A 21,691-nucleotide genomic window follows, 5' to 3' on the forward strand; every position below is an offset into this window, starting at 1 on the left:
TGTATAATTAAACAAATTCAAAATATCGGTGGCTCATTTTTCACGCTAATTAATGTGTATATTAATACATAATCATTTTATTTTTTAAAAAAGTGTTATTATTTTCTATTATATTGAGGACATATGAAAAAGACGTGCAAAATTAATAACCAAAGTCCAGAACAAAAGAATATAGATTTAGCTAAACAAAAACAACTTAAATCAGAAGAATATATAGCATTATCTAATGAGGAAAAAAAGCGAAAAAGTAAAAAGAACCCTTCAAAATTACCTTATGAAATAAATCCTTATGGAGTTAATTTCTTTAATGTATGAAAAAAGTTTCCTAAGAAAATGTTCTTTGTTTTTTGTTCAGCCATCTTATACAATATAGCTATCGCAACATTTTTAGCTAAGGCGGCAACGGTTGCAACCGGGGTTTCAGCTATAGTTCAAGCAATTACATTTACAGTTTCATCAACTGCACCATATTTTGCTTTTATTTATTTCTTTATGAATTTACCCTTAATAATTGCTTTTTGAAAGAAAAATTCACGATTATTTATGATTTTAACGACATACTGATTATTATGGCAAGTTGCGTTTCAATCGATATTATTAATTGGGCCAATTGGACATTTCTTTAATAAAATTTCGATTTATTATATTAATTGAATTTCTCCAGTTGATTCCCGTTTTACAAATGAATTTAAATCATTAATTCCTTGGGAATCATATGGAACTTATCAAAATTCATATCGTCATTTGTTCCAATGAATTAATACAAATCCAACATCTCAAGATGGTCTATATTTATTAAGCATTAATAATTCTTTAGAGGCAGGCGTAATCAAAGAGTTAGGATATATACATCAAATTACCCAGTCTCAATTTAACCAATTAAATCATTTTAAAAATATTATTGAAAATGGCTACGCCAATCCAACATGGCCAATTATTGTTTATGCCGTTATTGGTGCTTGTATGGCTGGATCAGCAAGTGGTATTTCATGAAAAAATTCAGCTTCTACTGCTGGCGGAGATTTTATAATTTATTATATTTCTAGAGTTAAACAAAAATCAGTGGGTCATATTTCAACAATTGTTGCCTTGATTTTTGGAGCATTCTCAATTGTGACAATTAGCATTGTTGAGTTATTAGGAGTATCATCAGATAGACCATTTAATATTGCAGCACTAATTTTAAGAATTTTAAGTTTTTTTGCATATGTTTTTATTTACATTTCATTTATTGATCTCATTTTTCCTAAATATCGTAAGATTAGAATTGAAATATATACAAAAAACCCAGACAAAATTATTGACCGTCTTAAAATTATTAATTATTGACATGGTTATAATATAGATAAGCTTACTGCCGGTTATACAAATACTGAAACTGTTAGAATTGAGACTTTTGCACTTTATTTAGAGCAAAATATTATTAAAAATGAAATCCTGTTAGCAGACCCTGCAGCATGGATGACTGTATCCAGAGTCCATAATATTATTGGAAAATTTGACACTTCAAGAGTTGAATCTTAATAATATCAAGAAGGTGATATGATCCCGAGTTTGGATAAAAAACGATAAAACACATTCCGAAAGGAGTGTGTTTTATTTGAGTTTTTCAGTTTTAAGATTAAAAAATCATAAACCCATTTTAAATTAAGATATATTTATGATTTTTCTTTAATTTTTTAACTATATTTTTTATATGTATTTTATTTGTTTGCTTGTTGCTTTTTAATTAACATTTCTTTCTTTTTGTGTTTAGATAAAAATATTTCCGAAACTGCAATTACAATACTTGTAACTAGTATTAATGCTGCGAACACGGTAAACGTAACAAAATAGTTGATTTGATATGTTATTAGAGTTAATAATAAAATAATTAAAGACGATGAAATAACTTTAAAAATTAATGTTCATATTGTATTTTTTTTAAATTTGTCTTCTTTAAAAAGCAAATATGTATTTGTGTAAAAAATGGCAATAAATAGTGAGAAAAATAGTTGTTGCATACCTATTATTGCTAAATAAATTATGTTTTTAATGTAATTACTAATTGATATAAATAAAATAGGAATAACTACTAGAATTACAATATTCATAGCTAATAAAATTCATCTTAGTTTGATATCTTTATTTCTTATCACTAAAGAAATTAGGCTTCCAATCAGGCCAAAAGATCCGAATATAATATTTAATATAAATGATCATTCTTCTGCATTAAATGAAATAGCTTTAAAAAATTGAGACATTCCCGCTGTTCGTGGAAAAAGAAATATTCCAACAATTAGACTACATGCAATAGTGTAAACTCATTTTCATATGTTGTAATTTTTGTTGTGTTCAAGTTGTAAATTGTCTACATTATTTTTAATAGTTGGTGTTGTTTGCAATGGCTCCTTATTTAACTTTAATATGAAGTATAAAATCCCTGATGCTAAATAAGTTATCATATTCATAACAATTAATGACCAAAAAGGTAATTTAGTAAATAATACAAATGAAAACATTGATGCCAATAGAAAAGCTAGCGCAGTAGCGATAGTCGTTAAAACGTTGTAAGTTTTTATATCTTTATTGTTATTTGATAAATAATATAAAACTGACTTAAGGGCTATGAATCTAAATGAGTGTATGATATTTAATATAATGTTAGTTATTAATAAAAATATTGAAAAAGCCTGGAGTGAATTATTTTTTATGAAGAAAAAAGAACTAATTAATATGACCATTAGCACACCTACGCTAATAAAGTCAGTTGCTATAAGTATATTTTTTAGTTTTAATTTTGAAGCAATTTTTTTATTTAGTAGATATGAAATAAAGACCGGTATTTGAATTAGTAAATATAAAAGGGAAACAAGCCAAAAACTACTTGTGAACTTATAGATATAAATTGCTGTCCCAAGTTTAAAAGCCTCAGATCCAATCATTGAAATAATTAAAGAACTGGCATATTTTGTTTTATTAATCATTGTTTAGTTCCTTGTATAAAACATAAATTATTTGAATCATATGAACAATGTTTATGATGTTAATTTTAACATTTATATCAGTTTCTAAATCCCCTGGAATGCTAATGATAAAATCAACGATTTCATTTTCTTGCTTGCAGGTTGCGGCTCATTCTTTACTTAAGGAAATTTTATAGGGAATGCTATATTTGCTAAGTATAGACAAGATCTTTTTAGTTTTAATGCTATTTTGGTTATCTGAATTTACTAAAATGCCTTGATTTTCTCACTTGCTATCATTAGAGATTTTTAAATCAAAAATATATTCATTATTTACCTTTTTATTATTTTTAATTTGGTAATTGTTAATAAACCAGTTTAGTATAAAAGAATTAATTTTACTATTTTGATTTTGTTCGACAAAATTAAAGTTATTTATTGAGTAAGAACTTCTATTGCTATCTTGGCAAGAGTAATCTGTCTTAAAAATCATATTTGTGCTTTTTAATTTTCTAAAATCCTTTGTTGCGTCAAATTCTTGGTATTCAGTAAAAAAATTTAAATAAAAGCTTTCTATTATTTTGCTATTGAAGTTTATATAGTCACTAATTTCTTTATCATTATTTATTTGTTTGAATATATGTTTTACCTTATTAAAAGTTTGCAACAAGCCGGGATCTTGAATTTCGAAGTCTTCATATTCATTTTTTCATCATAAAAATTCCTTATATTTATAGTAGATAAAAATAAGAGTTGAATTATTGATGAGGTTCATGATTAGGGTTTTATAATTGTTTAATTTGAAGTTATCTAGAAATGAGGTTAGATTATCAAGGTGATTTAAATCGCTTATTGTTGCAATGATTTTTTCCATCTTATCATTGTGTGGATAATACGATGACATAACATATGTAAGCATTAAGATTTTTCCAATAATCATAAAATCAGAATTTACAAAGTAAAGGTTGCTATCAATTTTGTTTAATCAATCAACATGAAGATATTCAAAAAGAATAAATTCAACCTTTCCAAATTCAAGATTTTCAATTGTTATAAGGTTATCATCTTCTCTTAGTAGCTTGAAGTCTCCAATTTTTGTAATATATCTAATAAATGTTCTTTTTGTTTCTAAATTTTCATTGTTAAAAAAACAAATATCAATGTCATTGGGATTGCGTTTAATAAGTTCATTTAACTTTAAAACAGCAGACCCTTTGATAATAATTTTTATATCTGTACTATGCAATTCATTGAAATCATCAACATATTTAGAAATATAATTTATTTTTTCTTTAAGTTCTATTTTTTTCATTCTTAAACCCCATTTAAATTTTGATAAATTAAATTATTGTAATACTTTTTTTAGTATGCGTTTTATTTTTTAAAAAAAATTAATATTTTTTGTCAGTTTATGTTGCCTGGTCGATAAAATAAGATTAAAAATCAGGGCTAATTTTAGTCCTGATTTGTTCATTTTATACATTTAAATTATTCATCTTGGCCAAGTTCGCCTAGTTTACTAATTCTAATAAGATGTCTTCCGCCTTCAAATTCTGCATTTTCTCATGCATGAAACATGTTTAGAATTTCGTTATCTTTTAATAATCTTCCTCCCATACACAAGATATTTGAATTATTATGGGCTTTTGATAATCTCGCTTCTTCTTCATTTGTAACTCTAGCACATCTTATATCTTTAAACCGATTTAAAGCCATAGATATTCCAATTCCTGAGCCGCAAAAAGCAATAAGTTTTGTATTCTCCTTATTAAGATCTCTTTTTGTTTCCTTTGCAAATTCTATTCCAACATCAGTATACGAGACTGGCAACAATGAACTTGTTGAACCAAAAAGTTCTACTTTGTATCCTTCTTTTTTTAGCTCGCTAGCGAGCTTAATCTTTGCTTCATGTCCAGCGTGATCACTAGTTATCTTTACAATTTTGTCCATAAAATTTACTCCCTTAAAATTAAACCGTCTTCAACTCTAATTATTTGGCTAGGCTTTTGACTCATTTCTCCAAAGTTATAAACATTTGTTATTTCAGGAAAAAGAATTTTTGCATTTTCAATATTTTTGCATACTGGCCCATTTGATATATTGCAACTCGACATATATACTGGCCCATTTTTTTCAAGATATTCAAGTAACAAGGGATGGTTTGGCATTCTAAAACCTTGGTCATTAACGATTAACGTTGTTGCGCCTGGTCAATATTTTTTAGCATATTGCTCAGCTTGCGGATTTCATTGTTTAAACATTCGTGCCTGGTGAATAGAGGATACTAAAATAATTAGTTTTTTGTTTCTATCTCTGCCTTTTATTTCATAAATTAAATCTTTAGTTTCATCGTTAACAGCGCCGCCGATCCCTAAAACGGTATCAGTTGTTGAAATAAATAATTTTTTATATTTGTTTGTCATACTTTTATTATATTACATTATGTTATCTAAAAGTATATAATAGTAATATGCCTGAATTACCAGAAGTAAAAGTGGTTGTTAAAAACCTAAATGAGGTCATTTTGTATAAAAAAATTAAGGACCTAGAAATTATTAAACCGCATCTTTTTAAGGAGTGTTCGCCTTCAACATATAAGAATAATTTACGGGGGCATGAGATAACTCAAGTCAAAAATAAGGGTAAGCATATTATTTTTCAATTCGAAACCAACTTAATTTTGTTATCTCATTTAAGAATGGAAGGAAAATATCGTTATTATCAAAAACCACATGAGAACCATAAACATTTAGTTGCTAAATTTGTATTTGAAGATAATAGCGAGCTCCATTATCTTGATAGCCGAATGTTTGGCACATTTTACTTGCGCGATAGTGAAACTTATGAAAAAAAATTACCTTTATCAAAAGTGGCACTCGAACCTAAAGATACTAACATCGAGGAACTTTTTGAGAAATTGAAGGGTAGTGAAAGCTCTATTAAAACTAAGTTGCTGGATCAATCATATGTTGCAGGTTTTGGGAACATTTATATTGATGAGGCTTTGTTTGCGTGCGCTATACACCCGTTGAGTAAATCAAAAAATATCCCATTAGCTAAACTTAAAGAGATATTAGAAAAAGGCCAGGTTATTATGGATAAGAGCTACAAACTAGGGGGAACAACTATTCATACCTATGAAAGTTTTAATAACGAGATAGGTTCTTATCAAGATTATTTAATGATTCACAGCGATAGAATAAAGTCATGTCTAAAATGCCAAAATAAAACTATAAAAATTAAGGTCAATGGGCGCGGAACTTACCTTTGTCCAAATTGTCAAAAGGAGTATTAAAATATGAATCTATATTCATTAGAGATTGATTTACACGGTTTGACTAGTGATGAAGCATCTATTAATGTTTTGAACGCTTTATTTACTTTAGACCAAAATGAATTTATGGAATATGTAGATATTATTGTTGGTAATGGCACCAAAACCCTTCAATTTGCTATTTCAAACCTATTAGAAGATGAAAAATATGACTATGAATTTTTGAATTCTAATCATTCAGTTATTAGGGCATATAAAAAAGAATTAATTTTATAAAATAGTATGAATAATTGTTGACTAAAAGATATTAGATTTAGATAGCAATATTAGAATTTAGATTTTTTTACGCTTTAAATTTATTTATTTTTTTATCAACATGGCAACCTAGTTGAATTAGGCTAAACCTTGATAATTGTTTAGTTATCATAAAATGGTTGATTATTTTTATTATGTTTTATAATTTAATAATAAATAAAATAATCAATTAAATTTTTAAATAATTAATTTTTAATTACTAGGAGAAAAAATGGCAAAGAATACTTGAGAAATTGCTAAACAAGCAATTGAATCTCATGATAATATTTTTATATTTCATCATATAAGACCTGACGGTGATTGTTTGGGTTCACAGTTTGGTTTGAGAGAATTGATAAAAACTAATTACCCAGAAAAAAAAGTGTTCGTTTTTGGTGATAATATTGGTGCATTTCCATTCTTTGAATGAGATTTTGATAAATTTGAGGATGTACCAAAAGAAAATTTCAAAAACTCATTAGGCATTGTTGTTGATGCTAACTCATCAAATAGGATTCAATTTGCGCAATACATTCTTGATAAAAACTTTACTCATTTATTAAGAATTGACCATCATCCTGTTAATCCAGATATTGAATATGACTATACGTGAGAAGATCCAACATTTGCAGCAGCAGCTGAGCAAGTTGCTTATATTGCGATGATGTCCAACTGAAAAGTTACTGATAAGGCAGCAAAATATACTTATTTAGGTATTAATACAGATTCCGGAAGATTTCAATATGAATATGTTCAAAAAAGAACATTTGATGTTATGTCTTATTTACATGAGGGCAATAATTTTAGAGTATGGGATGTTAATTTTGATCTTGCTAAAAGGGATGAAAGAAAAGTTAGATTTTCTGCATATGTTTTATTAAATTATAAGAGTGATGGAAAGGTTTTATATTTTCATGTAACTAAGAAGATTCAGGAAAAATTTAATTTAAATGATAATGAAGCTAATGATGTTGGCATTTTAGCAAACATCGGAGATTGCAAAATTTGAGTATTATTTATCGATCTTCCCGACGGCAATATTAGAGCTAGAGTTAGATCAAACGGTATATGAATTAATCACATTTGTGAAAAATACCAACCTGGTGGTGGCCATGAAGTTGCTGCTGGAGCAACATGTCATTCTAGACGCGAAATGAAATCTCTAATTGAGGACTTAAAGGCTGAGGTTTTAAAAAATGATCAAAATTAGTTCTGAAAGATTAGAAATATTTAAAAAAATTGAAGATAAAATTAAAAAGTACCAAAATATTGTAATCTTTCATCATATAAGACCTGACGGTGACTGTTTAGGTTCACAATTTGGTATGAAGCATTTAATTCAAGAAAATTTTCCTAATAAAAATGTTTATACTATCGGTGATTCCAAAGGAATTTATTCATACCTTGATTTTTCAATGGATAAATTGGAATTTAAGAAACTTGAAAATTCGTTAGCTATTATTGTTGATGCTAATTTTAAAGAAAGATTAGAGTGCCGTGAATATTTAGATAATAATCTGTTTGATGATGTTATTAGAATTGATCATCATCCTAATGATGACGACTTAAATGCTTCGTTGGTTTGAGTTGATAAGTACTCTCCTGCAGCGGCACAACAGGTGGCTGAAATTGCATATGGATTAAATTGAAAAGTTAATGCGCAAGCAGCAACATATTTATATTTAGGAATTTATACAGATTCAGTTAGACTTACAACTAACCTAACTGATGATAAGACAATGTTTTTAGTTGCTTGATTATGATCTCATAACGCTAATAAAGATTTACTACATGAAAATATGGCCAAAAAAACATTGGAGGATATTAAAATAAACGCTTTTGTTCAACAAAATATGAATATAAAAAATGGCGTTGTATCATTTTACTTTACCTTAAAGGATCAGAAGAAACTTGGGATTTATGACCCATTAAAAGCAAATCGACCTTTTTTGCTTTCCTCAATTGATGATAACAAGGCATGAGTATTTTTTACGCAAGAAAAGGAAAATCAAATTAGATGTGAATTTAGATCGAATGGTGCCTGCGTAAGAAACGTAGCTGTTAAGTGGGGTGGTGGCGGTCATCATCGCGCGTCGGGTGCTCAAATTAGCGACGCATCATTAATCCCCCAAATAGTAGCCGATTTGGAACATGAAATAACCATTTCTGAAAATTATGATAAAAATAATTAACCAATAATTTACTTTATTTTACAAAAAAAGCCAAGGCCCAAATCGTTATATATGATTCGGGCCTTTTTTTTGTTTTAACATAGCATCAATTATAAAAAAACTGACCAAATATAATGGTCAGGTAATGTTGTTTATAAATTTTTAATTTTATTTAATAAAATATTTGTTATAAATGTAATCATCGGCAATGTGATATATTTTTCTTATATATTCAAAGTAGATTTTATACTTTTTATGGTCGCCTTTTCAAATAAATTTTTTATTAATTGTCTTTGAAAACTCAATTACAAGATATAGGTCAAAAAAACCATATTTTTTTATACCATCAATAATCATTTGTTCAATAAGCATTCTTACTTTTGGATGATTTATATCAATGTCTTTTTTATAATGTTTTTGTTCAATTAAAACAAAGGCACCAAAGTAGATGTTTAGACTTGATATTTCTTTATGATATTCTTCTAAAAATAAGTTGTGGGTGTTTTTTTCTTCTTCATCTAGCTCTACGCCCTCAAATATTTTATTGACATCAATTGCGTTTTTTGCGTATTTGTTTTCTGAAGCAATAATTAGAAATATTTTTATTATTATTAGGATAAATAAAATAAGCGAAATTGAGCCAAAGATATATGATGCTATAGTTCCTCCTCTGCCTATAGAACCAAAAACATGAGACGCAACTAAAAACAAAATAATTCCTATTGCTAAAAAAAGAAAAATAACTAAGTAGCCAATAAAATTAAAGATATTATCTTTTATTTTTTTCTTGTGATTTTCTTCCATTAAATAATTTCCCCTCTATAAGTTTTAAGTTTGTTATTTTTTAGATATCCTCTTCCCTCTTTTGCGATATATTTATCATTTAATTTAGTTGCGTCGGCACTAAAATTTATTCATACTTTCAATAACGATGCTCCAACGCCGTATGTATCTACCGGTGTATTTTCATCCTCAAATTCTTTAATTCTTTTAGCATTAAATCCTGATGAAACAGTTATTTTAACATGTTTTCCATTGTTATTATCTAGAGCTTCTCTTAATCTCTTTACTTGATTTTGGGTAACGCCATATTCTGCTTCTCCCTCAATAAACATTTTGTCAATTAATGCTTTCGAGGTGTCAATTCTTACTGCCTTGAGTTTTTTGCCAAATTCTTTTAAGCAGGCAAGTGAGTCTGAAATAACATCATTATGAAAATCAACAAGAGCATAAAGGTCATCGTTTGGAAATGTTTTATGGTAGGACTTAATTGCCTTAACAATATCTCCTTCAAACATTTGAATTAAGGCATGCGGCATACTGCCAAACGTATGCTTTAGGTCGTAATTGGATGATGCAAGAGTAGAATGGTTATATATTCCACCAACTTTAAGAGCATACGCATCATTTAGCTGGTTTATATAATGATCTGATCTATCAGCCATGCTTACAACATTTTTTCCATTAGCTGCCTTAATAACATTGTGTGCATTTGTGGCAATTGAAGTTTGCCGGGCAAGAATGCCATCTATAATACCTTCTCAAATGCCAAAATCATAGTAATGTCCTTCTAGTTCGAGTACGACTTCTCTATTATGTATTATTGACCCTTCTTCAAGATATCTTATTGTGTATTTAGACGTATCAGTGTTTTTACACAACAATTTAATGACCTCATTTATCCCACATAATTTTACATTATTGTGACGTTGAAAAAACTGTAGTGTTACTGTCTCGTTTTTGCGGTATTTCTGTGAAATTTTTTTGGTCTTAAGAAAATATATCGAGATATAGTCTTTTAGTTTCATTATACCTTCTTTATTTATAAAATGAATTACATTTTTTGATTAGCAAAATAAAAATTAATATTAAAATTATATATTATATTGTGATTAGGTAGAATAACTTTAGGAGTTATGTTATGGAACAAATTGATAAATCTGAGAATAATTATGTTGGCAAATTGTATAAGATGCAGTCATGAGCTAGCATTTGTTTTATTGTTTTTTTGTGTGCATTTATTAGCATTTTATTGGCTATATACCTGAATGGCAATGAAAATAATTATGGAAAATGAACATCTAATCCGGTTTATATTGTAATAACAATTTTATTTATTTTTAGTATAGTTTTCGTTATTAGTTCATCTATTTTAGGATTGAAATATGCTAAAAAGAACAATAATGCAAGACTACATATTTATTTCTTATTGTCTGCAATATTTATTATTCCTTTTTTGTCGTTATATTGTATGATAGTTTCTGCTATTAAAATGTATGATTTGCATCAAAAAATAAAAAAAGAAAAGCATGGAAACAAATTAAAAAAATAGACTATAAAAATAGCGAGCTTTTTTTCAAGAAAGCCCGCTATTTTTATATTTAAATTATTTGAATAGGAAAGGTTGCAATTTATTTTTATATCATCTTGTTTTTTGAATGTAATGAACAGCAACGTGTTGAAGAATTGTAAATATACCACCTATTATTCAGTATATTTGCAAACCAGCACTAAAAAATATCCCTATAAAAGCAAATATAATTGGAATTAGAAATGCCTTTTTATTTGATTTTTTTATTGCAGCCCGTTGATAGGCGTCAGCTTGAAGTGATTTCTTCTTCTTTAGTTTAAGAATTTTAGGCATAAATTGAGCTATTAATTGAACTGCAATTGACAGAACAACAATCGGTAAATATTGGAGCTCACCAATTTTAAATATTCTATAAATTGAAGTAGCTGAAAGCTGTATTGTATATAATGTGGATTGTTTAATTTCTGGAGAAGTTGAAATTATTCTAAATACAACAATTAATATTGGGAGGGTTATAAATGATGAGACAAGTTGTGAGAGCGGTGAAATTTTTTCTTTTTTGTATAATTCACTAATTTCCATTTGCTTACGTTGGTTCATTTGTTTATCACCCTTATAAGCATCATATTTAGCTTCAATCTTTGCTTTCTTTTGATTTAATTCTTCCATCTTACTTGCGCTAAATATTGTTTTAGTTGTAAGGAAGAAAGTGATAATTCTAACAAAAATAACTGTGATAACCAACGCCAGTACCACGCTTCATCCAGTAGTTCCTAACGGTCTAATTATGGAGTTCATAAACTGAGCAACTGGATATACAAAGAAGCCATAAAAAGGACCTTGTTCCCAGTGCTCTTTATAGGTAGTTATTGGCTTGTTGGGTACAAATGCATCTGAGGCCATTAATTTAAATTTTCAGGCATCAGGAGCATAATTTCCTGCATCATTGATTGAGGAAAAGTTAAATACGCTGATTTCCCTACCGATTTTTTTATCATTTACCTTAAATAATGATTCATTTAGAGAGGTTAATGAAGCATAGTTTTTCATAACAGATGAAACCGAAAGAAAGATTTTATTTAATTCTTTACCTTCTTCTTCGCTAATTCCCTTTGCGGGACCTATTGAATTTTTATAACTAAGAATGAAATTGTTCCATTCGCTAATTAAACTATATTTATCTAACGCTCTTAATTGAGAAATGCTTTTTCCTGATTTTTTAGAGATTGCCTTGGCGAAATCAGATCTATTATTATCTTGGTCTACTCAAATCTTAAATGTTTCTGCTAATAATGTTGTGTATATATCCGCTAGAAAAACGTTATAAACATTTGAACCATTTACACCAGTTAATTCAACTCTTGAGAGGTTTAAATCTTTAACGTGTGAATAGTCAGTGACAAATTCTGTTCTTGTTTCATTTGAACCGGGAACCTTAACTTTTTTCTCATATGTTTCAAAAACAATTGAGTTAGGTAGGTAAATATCGGTTAATTTACTTACAGGGGTATATGCTTTTGTTTTTCCTTCACCTTTACTATTACCAAAATTAAGATAAATGTTGTTTAAACCATTACCATAGATGACACCTCTATGCCCATCTTCGTTTTTTATTTCGATGTTAGAGATATTTTGTCAATCATCTGGCTTGTTTGATAAAGCAGCATTGTCATTTTTTGGCTTTTGTAATTGCAATGCAAATGATGTACCACCATATATACCATATTGTCCACCGGTTTGAGCATCTTGTTTTCTTAACTGATTAATCTGTTCGTGATCTTCTAGGCCAAGATAAGTATTTGCAACTATACCGGTTTCTGTATTGATGTTTGGAACATAGAATTCATTGCGATCTTTATTCCATCTTAGTGTTGCGATGTTTGGTGAAACATAGTCGTTCTTTGTATATATTTCTTGTCCTGAACCAACTTTAGTTCCCGATTTTGTTGCAATTGATTGCACGCAACCTACTAGGCCGATAGAAATAATGATGAATATTAGAACAACCCTAATTCATTTTCAAACTTTTTTTCAGACAGCCTTTGGTTGCTTATCAATAGGAGATTGGTTAATCCGAAAAGAATCATAGTGCTTAGAACTACTTCTTTTTGCCATCGGTTATCCTTTCATAGATTTTGTGAATAGCTTTGTTTTTTTCCTCTCAATTGAGATGGAGAAAATTTTTTCTTGCTATTATAACGGTGTCGTAATTAATTTGACTTATGTCCATTTTTCTTAGAATCGATCTGATCTGATTGCGGTAGTGATTTCTTTCAACAGCATTAGCAAACTGCTTTGGAATTGAAATTCCGCATCTGAAAAATTGCGACTTAGTAAAATAAACAATTAAATTTCGTGAAATGACTTGATTATGTCCATTAAGAATTTTTTGAAATTCTCAATTTTTTTTAACAGTATTTTTTTTATTCATAATGCAAAATTATTAATTTAAAGTTAAAACAAAAAGCATCAAATTATTTTTCATCTGATACAGTTAATTTATGTCTTCCCTTTGCACGTCTTGCTGCAAGAACTTTACGGCCATTTTTTGTTTGCATTCTAGCCATAAAACCATGCACCTTAATATGTTTACGTTTTTTAGGTTGGTATGTTCTTTTCATTTTTCTCTCCTTTTCAAAAATATTTATTATGTAAAAATACTTATATTATTTTACCAAAAAAGCAAAAATCCCCCTTGCATTTTATTAATTATTAATTAATAATTTACTTTAGCGTTATTTTATGTTTTTTAGCTAACCTCTAATAAAAGTTTTTAACAAACTACTCATTTAAGTATCTTTATTTGTTGATAATTTATTTTATTATTTTTTTCAACTTAATTTAAGAAAGAAAAATAATAATAAAAGTGTTAATAAAATGTATGTAAATACATTATGTTTAATTAAAAAAAATAGTTTTGCATCAATTTAAAATATAATTTATATTTATATGAAATACCAAGAAGCTCAATTGAATCTAAATGTAGAGAATAAAATACTTCAAAATGAACTTAAAAATAACTCTAGCGATGAAATGGTTTATGAAACTTTTTTTTCTCGTCTTCAACTAATTAGTACCGATGAAAATAATGCTTATATTTTAGCACCAACATATATTATTGATTATGTTAAACAAACATATCTTCAAACTATTCAACGAGCAGTAATTAATACACTAGAAAAAAAATTAGTAGTTGTTTTGATTTCATCTATAAATGAAATAAAAAAGATCATTGATAATGAGGAAGCTCATAAGTTCATTAATTCTGAAAAGATAACTAATGTTAAAAATGATTTAACGTTTAGCAATTATTTTATTTGCAACTTTAACAAGATAACTTTTAAGGCGGTTAAACAAATTTGTAATGAATATAACGATAGTTTTAATCCCTTATTTATTTATTCGAGTAGTGGGTTAGGCAAGACACATTTATTACATGCTATTGGCAATGAATTTAAGAAGAAAAATAAAACATGTTTATACATAAATCCGGACAATCTAACCCGAAAGTTAGTGGAACAACTTAAATCAAGAAATCAAGAGCAAATTAATAAAATTGTTGACGAACTGACTTCTTATGATTGTTTAATGTTTGATGATGTCCAACAATACGGTAATAAAGAAAGTACCTTAAATGTTTTATTTAATATTATTAACACAATGAAGACACAAAAAAATCAAATTATTTTTTGTGCTGATAAGCAACCGAACCAACTTGGTGGCTTTGAGCAAAGATTCCTGACAAGATTTGAGGGCGGGCTAATAACTGAAATTAATGATTTAAGTGTCGAGGATGTTATTAGCATTTTAAAATTTAAACTTAAAGAGAATGATGTAAACCCCGATTTATGAGAAGAGGAATCATTTAGATATATAGCAAGAAACTTTTCTTCATCAATTAGAGCGCTTGAAGGAGCAATAAGTCGCATAAAATTATTTGCTGATGGTGATGATTTCTTTACATATGATTTAAGGACAATTCAAAATATATTTAAAAATGTGACAAAAGCTGCTGAAACAATAACCCCTGAAAAAATTATTGAAACAGTAAGTAAATACTATGGCATTGATAAAAAGAAAATATCTAGCCCAACAAGAGTTAAAGAAGTTGTAATGCCTCGAAAAATAGTTATTTATTTATTGAAACATAATTTTGATTTTACTTTGAAGGAAATAGGTAAGATTGTCGGGGATCAAGCACACTCTACTGTTATTGCTTCTTTGAACTGAGTTGATGCTAATTTACAAAGTAATTCTGCTATAAAAACTGCTATTGAAAAAATTCAAAATACATTAAAAAAAGTAATATAACAATTTAAGGAGTAAGATTTCATGGAATTAAAGATTAATAAACTTTTATTAGATGCTGCTATCGAAAGGGTGGCAAAAGCAATAGATGCCAATCCTTTTATGCCAGAATTAAAAGGCATATTACTTAGTGCTGAAGGAAATAAAATTACATTAATTGGATCAAACGGATCAATCAGCATTAAACACGACATAAATGTATCGCTTGATGCTGAAATTATTCTTCCCGGCAAAATTCTTGTTGATCTTTCATTATTTAGAAACATAGTCAAAAAGTTAGATAACGATATTATTTTGAAATCAAAGGAAAATACTCTTGAATTAATCACTGAAAACGAACGTTTTTCAATAAATTTATATAATCTTTTTGAATATCCAGTTATTGATTTTTCTGTTTATGGTGACCAAGTCAAAATTAGTTGACAAAAACTTAAAAATATGGTAAAAAATGTTTCTGTTTCAGCTTCGACACTTGAAACAAATATTATTTTATGTTGTATCAATATATCTGCTCAAAATAACCAGTTTAAATTAGTTGCAACCGACAAATACCGTTATGCTGAAGAAATTGCTGAAATTGCTGATGATGTTAATTTTAATATATCAATACTTGCTAAGAATTTAAAAGATGTTTTGAATTTTGATTATAGTGGTGATGTTATTTTGAATATTTCAGATCAAAAAATATTATTTGAGTTAGACGGAACAGTGATCGAATCAAAAGTCGTTGACCAAGTTTATATTGACGTATCTAGAATTATTCCGAAATCATTCGCTTATGAATTGATTATTACTAAAAAGGAGCTAAATAGTTTATTAAACAAGGCATCGGTTATTATTTCAGAAAATTATAATAAGATTAGATTACATATTAATGACAATATTTTAACAATATCTTCCACACGTGATGAGATAGCTAATGCCGAGATTAAAACACAAAAATTTAGCTATAATGATAGCGAGCTTAAATTAGCGTTGAATTCAAAATTTTTAAAAGATGCTATTCAAAGTTTTGATGATGAGATAAAGCTGTCATTCACTGCTGATAAGATGCGAATTGTTATAACATCACAATCAAATCCTAAACTTTATCATTTAATTACACCGCAAAGAGGTTTTTAATGAAAATTGAAATTTACGGAAGTGAAATTAAATTGGGTCAATTTCTCAAAAAAATAAACCTTTGTCGCACCGGCGGAATGGCTAAAATATTTTTGTCATTTCACAAAGTAAAAATAAACGATAGAATTCCTAAAGGCCGAAATGCTACTATTAGAGTAGGCGACACAGTTTGAATTGATGATCAAATCTATTTAATAAGAGAAGCGATTAATGAATAACGCCCTAATAAGTATCCAAAATTAAAAACCAACGGAAGTTGGTTTTTAAAAATTTAATTAAATAATTTCTACTTATTTTCAGAAATATTTATGCATTTTGATTGTTGAAGATTTTTATTTTTGCGGCTTATGTATTTAATTCTATATACTGCCTTTCAAAAAGCACATAGGGCAATTGGAATAACAAATCCTAAAGCGAAAATTAATATATCTAAAACAATAATTATTCCTTTATTATTTCCTTTATAAAAGAAAGGATTTTTAAAATCTAGAAATGTATAAATAATAACACCATGATTTTCCTTAATTTTATTAAATGTAGCAAAGTACAAGATAAATGCAAACATGAAGTATCCAAACAAAATTAGCATTGCTGTTAAAATTGTTTTAAAAGTTATTTTTATTTGTTTTTTAATTAGAAATAAACCAATAAAACCAAGGGTAGGATTAATTGCATGAGTTGTTAGGGATTTGATTGCATTAACTCAGTTTTCTCATGTTTCCCTTCGATATGAGATTAAGGTTCAATAAATTAAAAAAGTAACTGTAATTAATACAACAGAGATAAAAAACATTTGTTTTGCTTTTTCATTTTCTGGTTTTAGTGCCACTGAAATTAGGGTTGCAGCTAATAAAAAGTTTGATAAATAGGTAAAATAAAATAATGATGAAAAACGTTTAAAAACTAAATATAAAGTTGGTATTTCATTGTCAAAATTGTCCTTTTCTTTGTATGAAAGAATATTAAGGATCAAAAAACCCAGTGATGTTAATCCCACAAAAATGCCAAAAATTAAGTTAATAGTATTGTTTTTGCTAAGTTTATTTTTTGCTTCTAGCATATAATACTCCGTAATTAACTGTGTAAAATTATAATAAAATAAAATTTTCATATTACTTAAAAAAATAATTATTAACTTTAAAGTGTTGTTAAAGTAATATTGTAAAATAAGCGTCTCTAAAAATGGCAAAAACAGGTAATTTAGTTTATTTAATTTATTTTCTAAATGTGAATATGAACAAAAATTAAAAAAAAAATTAATTTAATATAAAATATTAAAGATACTGTTTTACAAAATTAAGGAGATAATAATGCCAGGAAGAGATCAATTAACAGGTCAAAAACCATTGAGTGGAAACAAGAGATCACATGCTTTGAATACCTCAAAAAGAACATTTGACCTTAACTTGCAAAAAGTAACTGTTTTAACTGAAAATGGCACAAAGAAAACTGTTAGAGTAACAGCAAAAAATGCTAGAACTTTAAAAAAATACGGTTTAGTAGCTTAATTCATATGTATAATAAGTTCTTGGAATTCCCAAGAATTTTTTATTATAAATTATTATATTATAAGGAAATAAAATGAAAAAAATTAGCCTATTTGTTGTAGCTGAAAAAGGTGAGATAGACATTCTAAATAATATTTTCTTTTTGGAAGATAATTTATTTGAAAATGAGAATACAAGCTTACATTTGTGCTTATCAAATTATTCAAAAAAAGAATTTGCATTATTGTATTGCGGTGTTGGTAAGGTTAATTCCTCATTTAGCTTAACACAAAGCATTGCTAAGTTAAAAGAAAAAGATTATCAGGTTGAAAAGATTGTTAATATTGGGCCGGCGGGTTGCATTTTAGATGTTAATGTTGGCGATGCTTTTATCATTAAAAATTCATATTATTTTGATGTTGATCTGACTAAATTACCGAATTACAAGCTAGGCCAATTACCTAATAATCAATACAAGTTTATGACAAATTCGATTTTATCTAAGGAAGTTAATAGCATTTTAGGTCTAAAAAACACTGATTTATTGTCGGCTGATAGGTTTTTTTCTAAAAATGATATTGAAAAAATTAAGGATAATTTTGAAAATATTGGGATCTTAGATATGGAGGCTTGTGCTTTAATACATTGCGCTAATTTATTAGGAATAAGAATTGCTGTTATAAAGGTAGTGTCAGACTTCTTGCATAAAAATGAAAATTTTTATATTACTAAAAAAAGTGTATGAAAAGAGAAAATATTTTTAATTTTTAAACAATTATTGGAGGAGTTATAAAATAAAATGAAATACGTAGACGTCCATACCCATCCTTTTAAGGAATATTATGATGAACCATATAGTGTTATTTTAGATTGAAAAAAGCAAGATATGGAAAAGCTTTTTATTGTAGGCACTTCGAAAAACGATTCAGTTGAAGTTATTAATTTATGCAAAAAAGATAAAGAATTTTTACACCCGATTATCGGGATTCATCCTACTGAAGCAGTTGGAAGTAGCGATGGCAATTTTATTGAGTCTATCATCAATGATGATGTTATTGCTATTGGTGAAATTGGACTTGATTATCATTATGATAATTCTCCAAGTAAAGAAATTCAGAAGGAAAGTTTTATTTCACAATTAAATGTAGCTAGAAAACACGGCATTTCTGCAATGCTTCATGTTCGTGAAGCCTTAGATGATGCTTTTGAAATAATTAAGAATTCTGAATTTAATGATATAAATATTATTTTTCATTCCTTTAGTGGGGATCTTGATTTTGTTAAGAAAACATTGCCTTATAAAAATATATATTATTCAATTTCTGGCGTAGTAACATTTAAAAATGCAAGAGCTTTACAAGAAGCTGTTATTAATATTCCTATTGATAGAATTTTGTGTGAAACAGATACACCATATTTAGCGCCAACACCGATGCGCGGTAAACCAAATATTAGTCCATATGTCAAATATACATACCAATTTATTGCCAATCTTAAGGGCATAGATGAGGAGTTACTTGTAAAGCAGGTAAGACTAAATGTTAGAAAGGTTTTTGGTGTATAGAAAATGCAAATAAGGGCTAAAAAAAGTTTTGGGCAAAATTTTTTAATTAATAAAAAAATTCAACAAAAAATTGTTGAATCAGCTGACGTGGAAAATGAAAACGTTATTGAAATTGGGCCTGGTTTGGGGGCGATTACAAACTTGTTGATTGATAAGGTAAAAAGTCTTGAAGCATATGAATTAGATAAAGATTTATATGATATATGAATTAACAAGGAAGTACCAAAAAATATTAAGTTTTTAAATAAAGATTTTTTAGATGCTGATTTGGTCTCAAAATTTAAAAAAGTCGTTGTCGGTAATATTCCTTATAATATTACATCTCCCATTATATTTAAATTAATTGATAATTATAAATATGTCAAACATGCTGTTATAATGGTGCAAAAAGAAGTGGGGGATAGATTAATTGCAAAGCCTAATTCAAAAACCTATTCTAAATTAAGTGTTGCGCTTCAAAGTATTGCTAATGTTTCAAAGGTTATTGTTGCAAAACCTTCTGATTTTAATCCCACCCCAAAGGTTGATTCGATGGTTGTAAGAATTGATTTTGCTGATAATATAGATTTTGAATTATCGCCCTTTTTAGATTTTTTAAAATTATGTTTTCAATTCAAGAGGAAAACATTAGTTAATAATTTGATATTAAAATATAATAAAAGCACTGTTTTATTAATATTAAAGAGATTGAATATTCATCCAATGTCTAGACCTGAAAATATTGGTGTAAATGACTATAAAAAGCTCTTTTTTGAGTTTTTAAATTGTTTTTAATCAAAGTTATTAATAAAAAAAATATATGCTTTATAATTAAATTATATTTCATAAAAAAAATATATTAGCATGCAACCCACAAGCATGCTTTTATTTTTTATTTTAATACATTTTGATCACTTTATTTAATATAAAGAAGTACCTATTAAACATATAAATTATGTTTTGATATATATGTAGCAATAATTTTCATTGCTTTATTTTATATTTAAAACATTAAGAAACTGGGTTTGAACCCAGTTTAGTGTTTTAAAATCTTAACGATAAGCAGCTTAGTCCGCCATCTAATTTTTTATATTCAGATGTATCACAAGTAATAACCCTGTAAATTCCTAAATCTTGAATTGCTTTTAGAGTATGTGGATATCCTTCTGGTACAATCACTGTCTCATTAACTCAAATGCAATTAGCAGCATATGCTTCGCTTTTATCAACAATAATTTGATTAAATTCTTTAAATGTTGGGTAGTGTATAAATTCCCCAGAAATTAACAGATTATTATGTTCTAGATAATTAACGCCAGTCTTTAGATGTAGCATTTCTGTCATAGGAACTGGAATGCATTTTTTTCCTACACTAGCTAAAATATTATGAAATTGTCGAATGCCTTCGCGGTTTGTTCTATCAGACATACCAACGTAATAAGTATCTTTAACCATCATAACATCACCACCGTCAAGCGTTCCAGGGGCTTCGATTTTAAAAATGTGGTCTTTGTCAAAGAATTTTTCTAGATATGTCAGCATTTCATGTTTTTCGCCATTACGTGATGCTGCACCAGGATTAGATAATATTGCAATTTCTCCTGTAACAATTACAGCTGTATCTTCAACAAAACATGAGTCAGGAAAATCTTCATTTTTTGGACAAATGGTAACATTTACGCCGCAGCTTTTTAAAGCATCAATATATTTTTCGTGTTGAATTAGAGCTAGACTATAAATTGGCTTCCCTAATTCAGGAGCCGATGTTATTCCCATTGTCATTGAAGAAGCTGGTGTCTTAACTATAACATTTTTAAATTTATCTTTCATTTGATCTTTCATTTTTAAGTACTCCTAAAATTAAGTAGTTGTGAATTAATTGTATTTTATTCACAATTTAATTTTATCTAATGAAATAAATAAAAAAACGCATTCGCGTTTTTTTGGTCATTTTATTGAAATGGCGCGCCCGGCAGGAGTCGAACCCGCAACCTCTTGGGCCGTAACCAAACACTCTATCCAATTGAGCTACGGGCGCATTAAATGGAGCCACCAACCGGATTCGAACCGGTAATCAAGGTGTTGCAGACCTATGCCTTGGCCATTTGGCTATGGTGGCAACACTATATATTGCTTTATAATTATAAACTTTTTATTATTTTTTTTAACAATATTTGTAAATTCATTAATTAGCGTGAAAAATGAGCCACCGATATTTTGAATTTGTTTAATTATA

Annotated in this window: 24 protein-coding genes and 2 tRNA genes; 13 read left to right on the top strand and 13 right to left on the bottom strand. The window is 27.8% G+C overall.

Annotated elements, in window-relative coordinates:
* The first annotated feature begins 123 nt into the window (after window positions 1-123).
* Window positions 124-1,524 carry a hypothetical protein gene (locus ACWXVO_RS02765; RefSeq protein ID WP_456002450.1) on the top strand — a complete coding sequence of 467 codons (1,401 nt, stop codon included), beginning with the start codon at window positions 124-126 and terminating at the stop codon, window positions 1,522-1,524.
* Window positions 1,525-1,703: 179 nt separating this feature from the next.
* Here the strand turns inward: ACWXVO_RS02765 and ACWXVO_RS02770 are convergent, their stop codons facing one another.
* From ACWXVO_RS02770 to ACWXVO_RS02785, 4 genes are all read right to left on the bottom strand, one after another.
* Window positions 1,704-2,966: a hypothetical protein gene (locus tag ACWXVO_RS02770; protein ID WP_456002453.1), complete on the bottom strand. Its 1,263-nt coding sequence runs from the start codon at window positions 2,964-2,966 to the stop codon at window positions 1,704-1,706.
* Window positions 2,959-4,257: a hypothetical protein gene (locus ACWXVO_RS02775; protein WP_456002456.1), complete on the bottom strand. Its 1,299-nt coding sequence runs from the start codon at window positions 4,255-4,257 to the stop codon at window positions 2,959-2,961. The genes ACWXVO_RS02770 and ACWXVO_RS02775 overlap by 8 nt, the downstream gene beginning before the upstream one ends.
* Before the next feature lie 176 nt (window positions 4,258-4,433).
* Entirely contained in the window at window positions 4,434-4,895 is a 462-nt protein-coding gene (locus tag ACWXVO_RS02780) for an RpiB/LacA/LacB family sugar-phosphate isomerase (RefSeq protein ID WP_438340575.1), read from the bottom strand.
* Between the two features lie 5 nt (window positions 4,896-4,900).
* On the bottom strand, window positions 4,901-5,368 hold the full coding sequence (locus ACWXVO_RS02785; protein WP_438340576.1) for a Sua5/YciO/YrdC/YwlC family protein: 468 nt from the start codon (window positions 5,366-5,368) through the stop codon (window positions 4,901-4,903).
* 47 nt (window positions 5,369-5,415) lie between these two features.
* Here ACWXVO_RS02785 and mutM point away from each other — a divergent pair, with 47 nt between their 5' ends.
* The 4 genes from mutM (at window position 5,416) to ACWXVO_RS02805 (ending at window position 8,705) form a co-directional block, all read left to right on the top strand.
* Window positions 5,416-6,240, top strand: a complete 825-nt coding sequence (gene mutM, locus ACWXVO_RS02790) for a DNA-formamidopyrimidine glycosylase (protein ID WP_444704970.1) — start codon at window positions 5,416-5,418, stop codon at window positions 6,238-6,240.
* 3 nt (window positions 6,241-6,243) lie between these two features.
* The gene (locus ACWXVO_RS02795) at window positions 6,244-6,495 is read left to right on the top strand and encodes a Smr/MutS family protein (protein WP_456002459.1); all 252 of its coding nucleotides are present in this window, start codon (window positions 6,244-6,246) and stop codon (window positions 6,493-6,495) included.
* A 250-nt stretch (window positions 6,496-6,745) separates the two neighbouring features.
* Window positions 6,746-7,723, top strand: coding sequence for a DHH family phosphoesterase (locus tag ACWXVO_RS02800; RefSeq protein ID WP_438340579.1), 978 nt, complete (start codon window positions 6,746-6,748; stop codon window positions 7,721-7,723).
* Window positions 7,710-8,705 carry a DHH family phosphoesterase gene (locus ACWXVO_RS02805; protein WP_438340580.1) on the top strand — a complete coding sequence of 332 codons (996 nt, stop codon included), beginning with the start codon at window positions 7,710-7,712 and terminating at the stop codon, window positions 8,703-8,705. The genes ACWXVO_RS02800 and ACWXVO_RS02805 overlap by 14 nt, the downstream gene beginning before the upstream one ends.
* Window positions 8,706-8,852: 147 nt before the next feature.
* On the opposite strand, the gene ACWXVO_RS02810 is transcribed toward ACWXVO_RS02805, so the two are convergent.
* Together ACWXVO_RS02810 and ACWXVO_RS02815 are read right to left on the bottom strand one after the other, a co-directional pair.
* Complete coding sequence (locus ACWXVO_RS02810) at window positions 8,853-9,488, bottom strand: hypothetical protein (RefSeq protein ID WP_438340581.1); 636 nt, start codon at window positions 9,486-9,488, stop codon at window positions 8,853-8,855.
* Window positions 9,488-10,492: a nicotinate phosphoribosyltransferase gene (locus ACWXVO_RS02815; protein ID WP_456002462.1), complete on the bottom strand. Its 1,005-nt coding sequence runs from the start codon at window positions 10,490-10,492 to the stop codon at window positions 9,488-9,490. Before ACWXVO_RS02815 ends, ACWXVO_RS02810 begins: the two co-directional genes overlap by 1 nt.
* A gap of 113 nt (window positions 10,493-10,605) precedes the next feature.
* Between ACWXVO_RS02815 and ACWXVO_RS02820 the strand changes: the two genes are divergently transcribed.
* Window positions 10,606-11,016: a hypothetical protein gene (locus ACWXVO_RS02820; RefSeq protein WP_438340583.1), complete on the top strand. Its 411-nt coding sequence runs from the start codon at window positions 10,606-10,608 to the stop codon at window positions 11,014-11,016.
* Window positions 11,017-11,070: 54 nt separating this feature from the next.
* On the opposite strand, the gene yidC is transcribed toward ACWXVO_RS02820, so the two are convergent.
* The 3 genes from yidC to rpmH are packed head-to-tail and all read right to left on the bottom strand — an operon-like array spanning window position 11,071 to window position 13,616.
* Window positions 11,071-13,110 carry a membrane protein insertase YidC gene (gene yidC, locus ACWXVO_RS02825; RefSeq protein WP_438340584.1) on the bottom strand — a complete coding sequence of 680 codons (2,040 nt, stop codon included), beginning with the start codon at window positions 13,108-13,110 and terminating at the stop codon, window positions 11,071-11,073.
* A complete protein-coding gene (gene rnpA, locus ACWXVO_RS02830; protein ID WP_438340585.1) occupies window positions 13,094-13,426 on the bottom strand; it encodes a ribonuclease P protein component in 333 nt (110 codons plus the stop codon). The genes yidC and rnpA overlap by 17 nt, the downstream gene beginning before the upstream one ends.
* Window positions 13,427-13,469: 43 nt before the next feature.
* Complete coding sequence (gene rpmH / locus ACWXVO_RS02835; RefSeq protein ID WP_002881399.1) at window positions 13,470-13,616, bottom strand: 50S ribosomal protein L34; 147 nt, start codon at window positions 13,614-13,616, stop codon at window positions 13,470-13,472.
* A gap of 328 nt (window positions 13,617-13,944) precedes the next feature.
* On the opposite strand from rpmH, the gene dnaA reads away from it, so the two are divergent.
* The 3 genes from dnaA to ACWXVO_RS02850 are packed head-to-tail and all read left to right on the top strand — an operon-like array spanning window position 13,945 to window position 16,643.
* Window positions 13,945-15,306, top strand: a complete 1,362-nt coding sequence (dnaA, locus tag ACWXVO_RS02840) for a chromosomal replication initiator protein DnaA (protein WP_456002464.1) — start codon at window positions 13,945-13,947, stop codon at window positions 15,304-15,306.
* A 21-nt stretch (window positions 15,307-15,327) separates the two neighbouring features.
* Window positions 15,328-16,425: a DNA polymerase III subunit beta gene (gene dnaN / locus ACWXVO_RS02845; RefSeq protein ID WP_438340587.1), complete on the top strand. Its 1,098-nt coding sequence runs from the start codon at window positions 15,328-15,330 to the stop codon at window positions 16,423-16,425.
* Window positions 16,425-16,643 carry an RNA-binding S4 domain-containing protein gene (locus ACWXVO_RS02850; RefSeq protein WP_438340588.1) on the top strand — a complete coding sequence of 73 codons (219 nt, stop codon included), beginning with the start codon at window positions 16,425-16,427 and terminating at the stop codon, window positions 16,641-16,643. Before dnaN ends, ACWXVO_RS02850 begins: the two co-directional genes overlap by 1 nt.
* A 68-nt stretch (window positions 16,644-16,711) precedes the next feature.
* On the opposite strand, the gene ACWXVO_RS02855 is transcribed toward ACWXVO_RS02850, so the two are convergent.
* The gene (locus ACWXVO_RS02855; protein WP_438340589.1) at window positions 16,712-17,485 is read right to left on the bottom strand and encodes an MAGa3780 family membrane protein; all 774 of its coding nucleotides are present in this window, start codon (window positions 17,483-17,485) and stop codon (window positions 16,712-16,714) included.
* Between the two features lie 250 nt (window positions 17,486-17,735).
* On the opposite strand from ACWXVO_RS02855, the gene rpmB reads away from it, so the two are divergent.
* The 4 genes from rpmB (at window position 17,736) to rsmA (ending at window position 20,250) form a co-directional block, all read left to right on the top strand.
* The gene (rpmB, locus tag ACWXVO_RS02860; protein ID WP_438340590.1) at window positions 17,736-17,933 is read left to right on the top strand and encodes a 50S ribosomal protein L28; all 198 of its coding nucleotides are present in this window, start codon (window positions 17,736-17,738) and stop codon (window positions 17,931-17,933) included.
* A 73-nt stretch (window positions 17,934-18,006) separates the two neighbouring features.
* Window positions 18,007-18,705: a 5'-methylthioadenosine/S-adenosylhomocysteine nucleosidase family protein gene (locus ACWXVO_RS02865; protein ID WP_456002467.1), complete on the top strand. Its 699-nt coding sequence runs from the start codon at window positions 18,007-18,009 to the stop codon at window positions 18,703-18,705.
* Between the two features lie 6 nt (window positions 18,706-18,711).
* Window positions 18,712-19,476, top strand: a complete 765-nt coding sequence (locus ACWXVO_RS02870) for a TatD family hydrolase (protein ID WP_438340592.1) — start codon at window positions 18,712-18,714, stop codon at window positions 19,474-19,476.
* 3 nt (window positions 19,477-19,479) lie between these two features.
* Window positions 19,480-20,250 carry a 16S rRNA (adenine(1518)-N(6)/adenine(1519)-N(6))-dimethyltransferase RsmA gene (gene rsmA / locus ACWXVO_RS02875; protein WP_456002471.1) on the top strand — a complete coding sequence of 257 codons (771 nt, stop codon included), beginning with the start codon at window positions 19,480-19,482 and terminating at the stop codon, window positions 20,248-20,250.
* Between the two features lie 249 nt (window positions 20,251-20,499).
* Here rsmA and ACWXVO_RS02880 read toward each other — a convergent pair whose 3' ends face one another.
* The 3 genes from ACWXVO_RS02880 to ACWXVO_RS02890 all read right to left on the bottom strand — a co-directional run bounded on the left by ACWXVO_RS02880 (window position 20,500) and on the right by ACWXVO_RS02890 (window position 21,574).
* Complete coding sequence (locus tag ACWXVO_RS02880; protein WP_455994123.1) at window positions 20,500-21,297, bottom strand: dimethylarginine dimethylaminohydrolase family protein; 798 nt, start codon at window positions 21,295-21,297, stop codon at window positions 20,500-20,502.
* A gap of 119 nt (window positions 21,298-21,416) precedes the next feature.
* Window positions 21,417-21,493: transfer RNA gene (locus tag ACWXVO_RS02885), tRNA-Arg, on the bottom strand.
* Window positions 21,494-21,499: 6 nt separating this feature from the next.
* A tRNA-Cys gene (locus tag ACWXVO_RS02890) sits at window positions 21,500-21,574 on the bottom strand.
* Window positions 21,575-21,691 lie beyond the last annotated feature (117 nt).

The sequence above is a fragment of the Mycoplasma sp. 1890 genome (assembly GCF_053851615.1).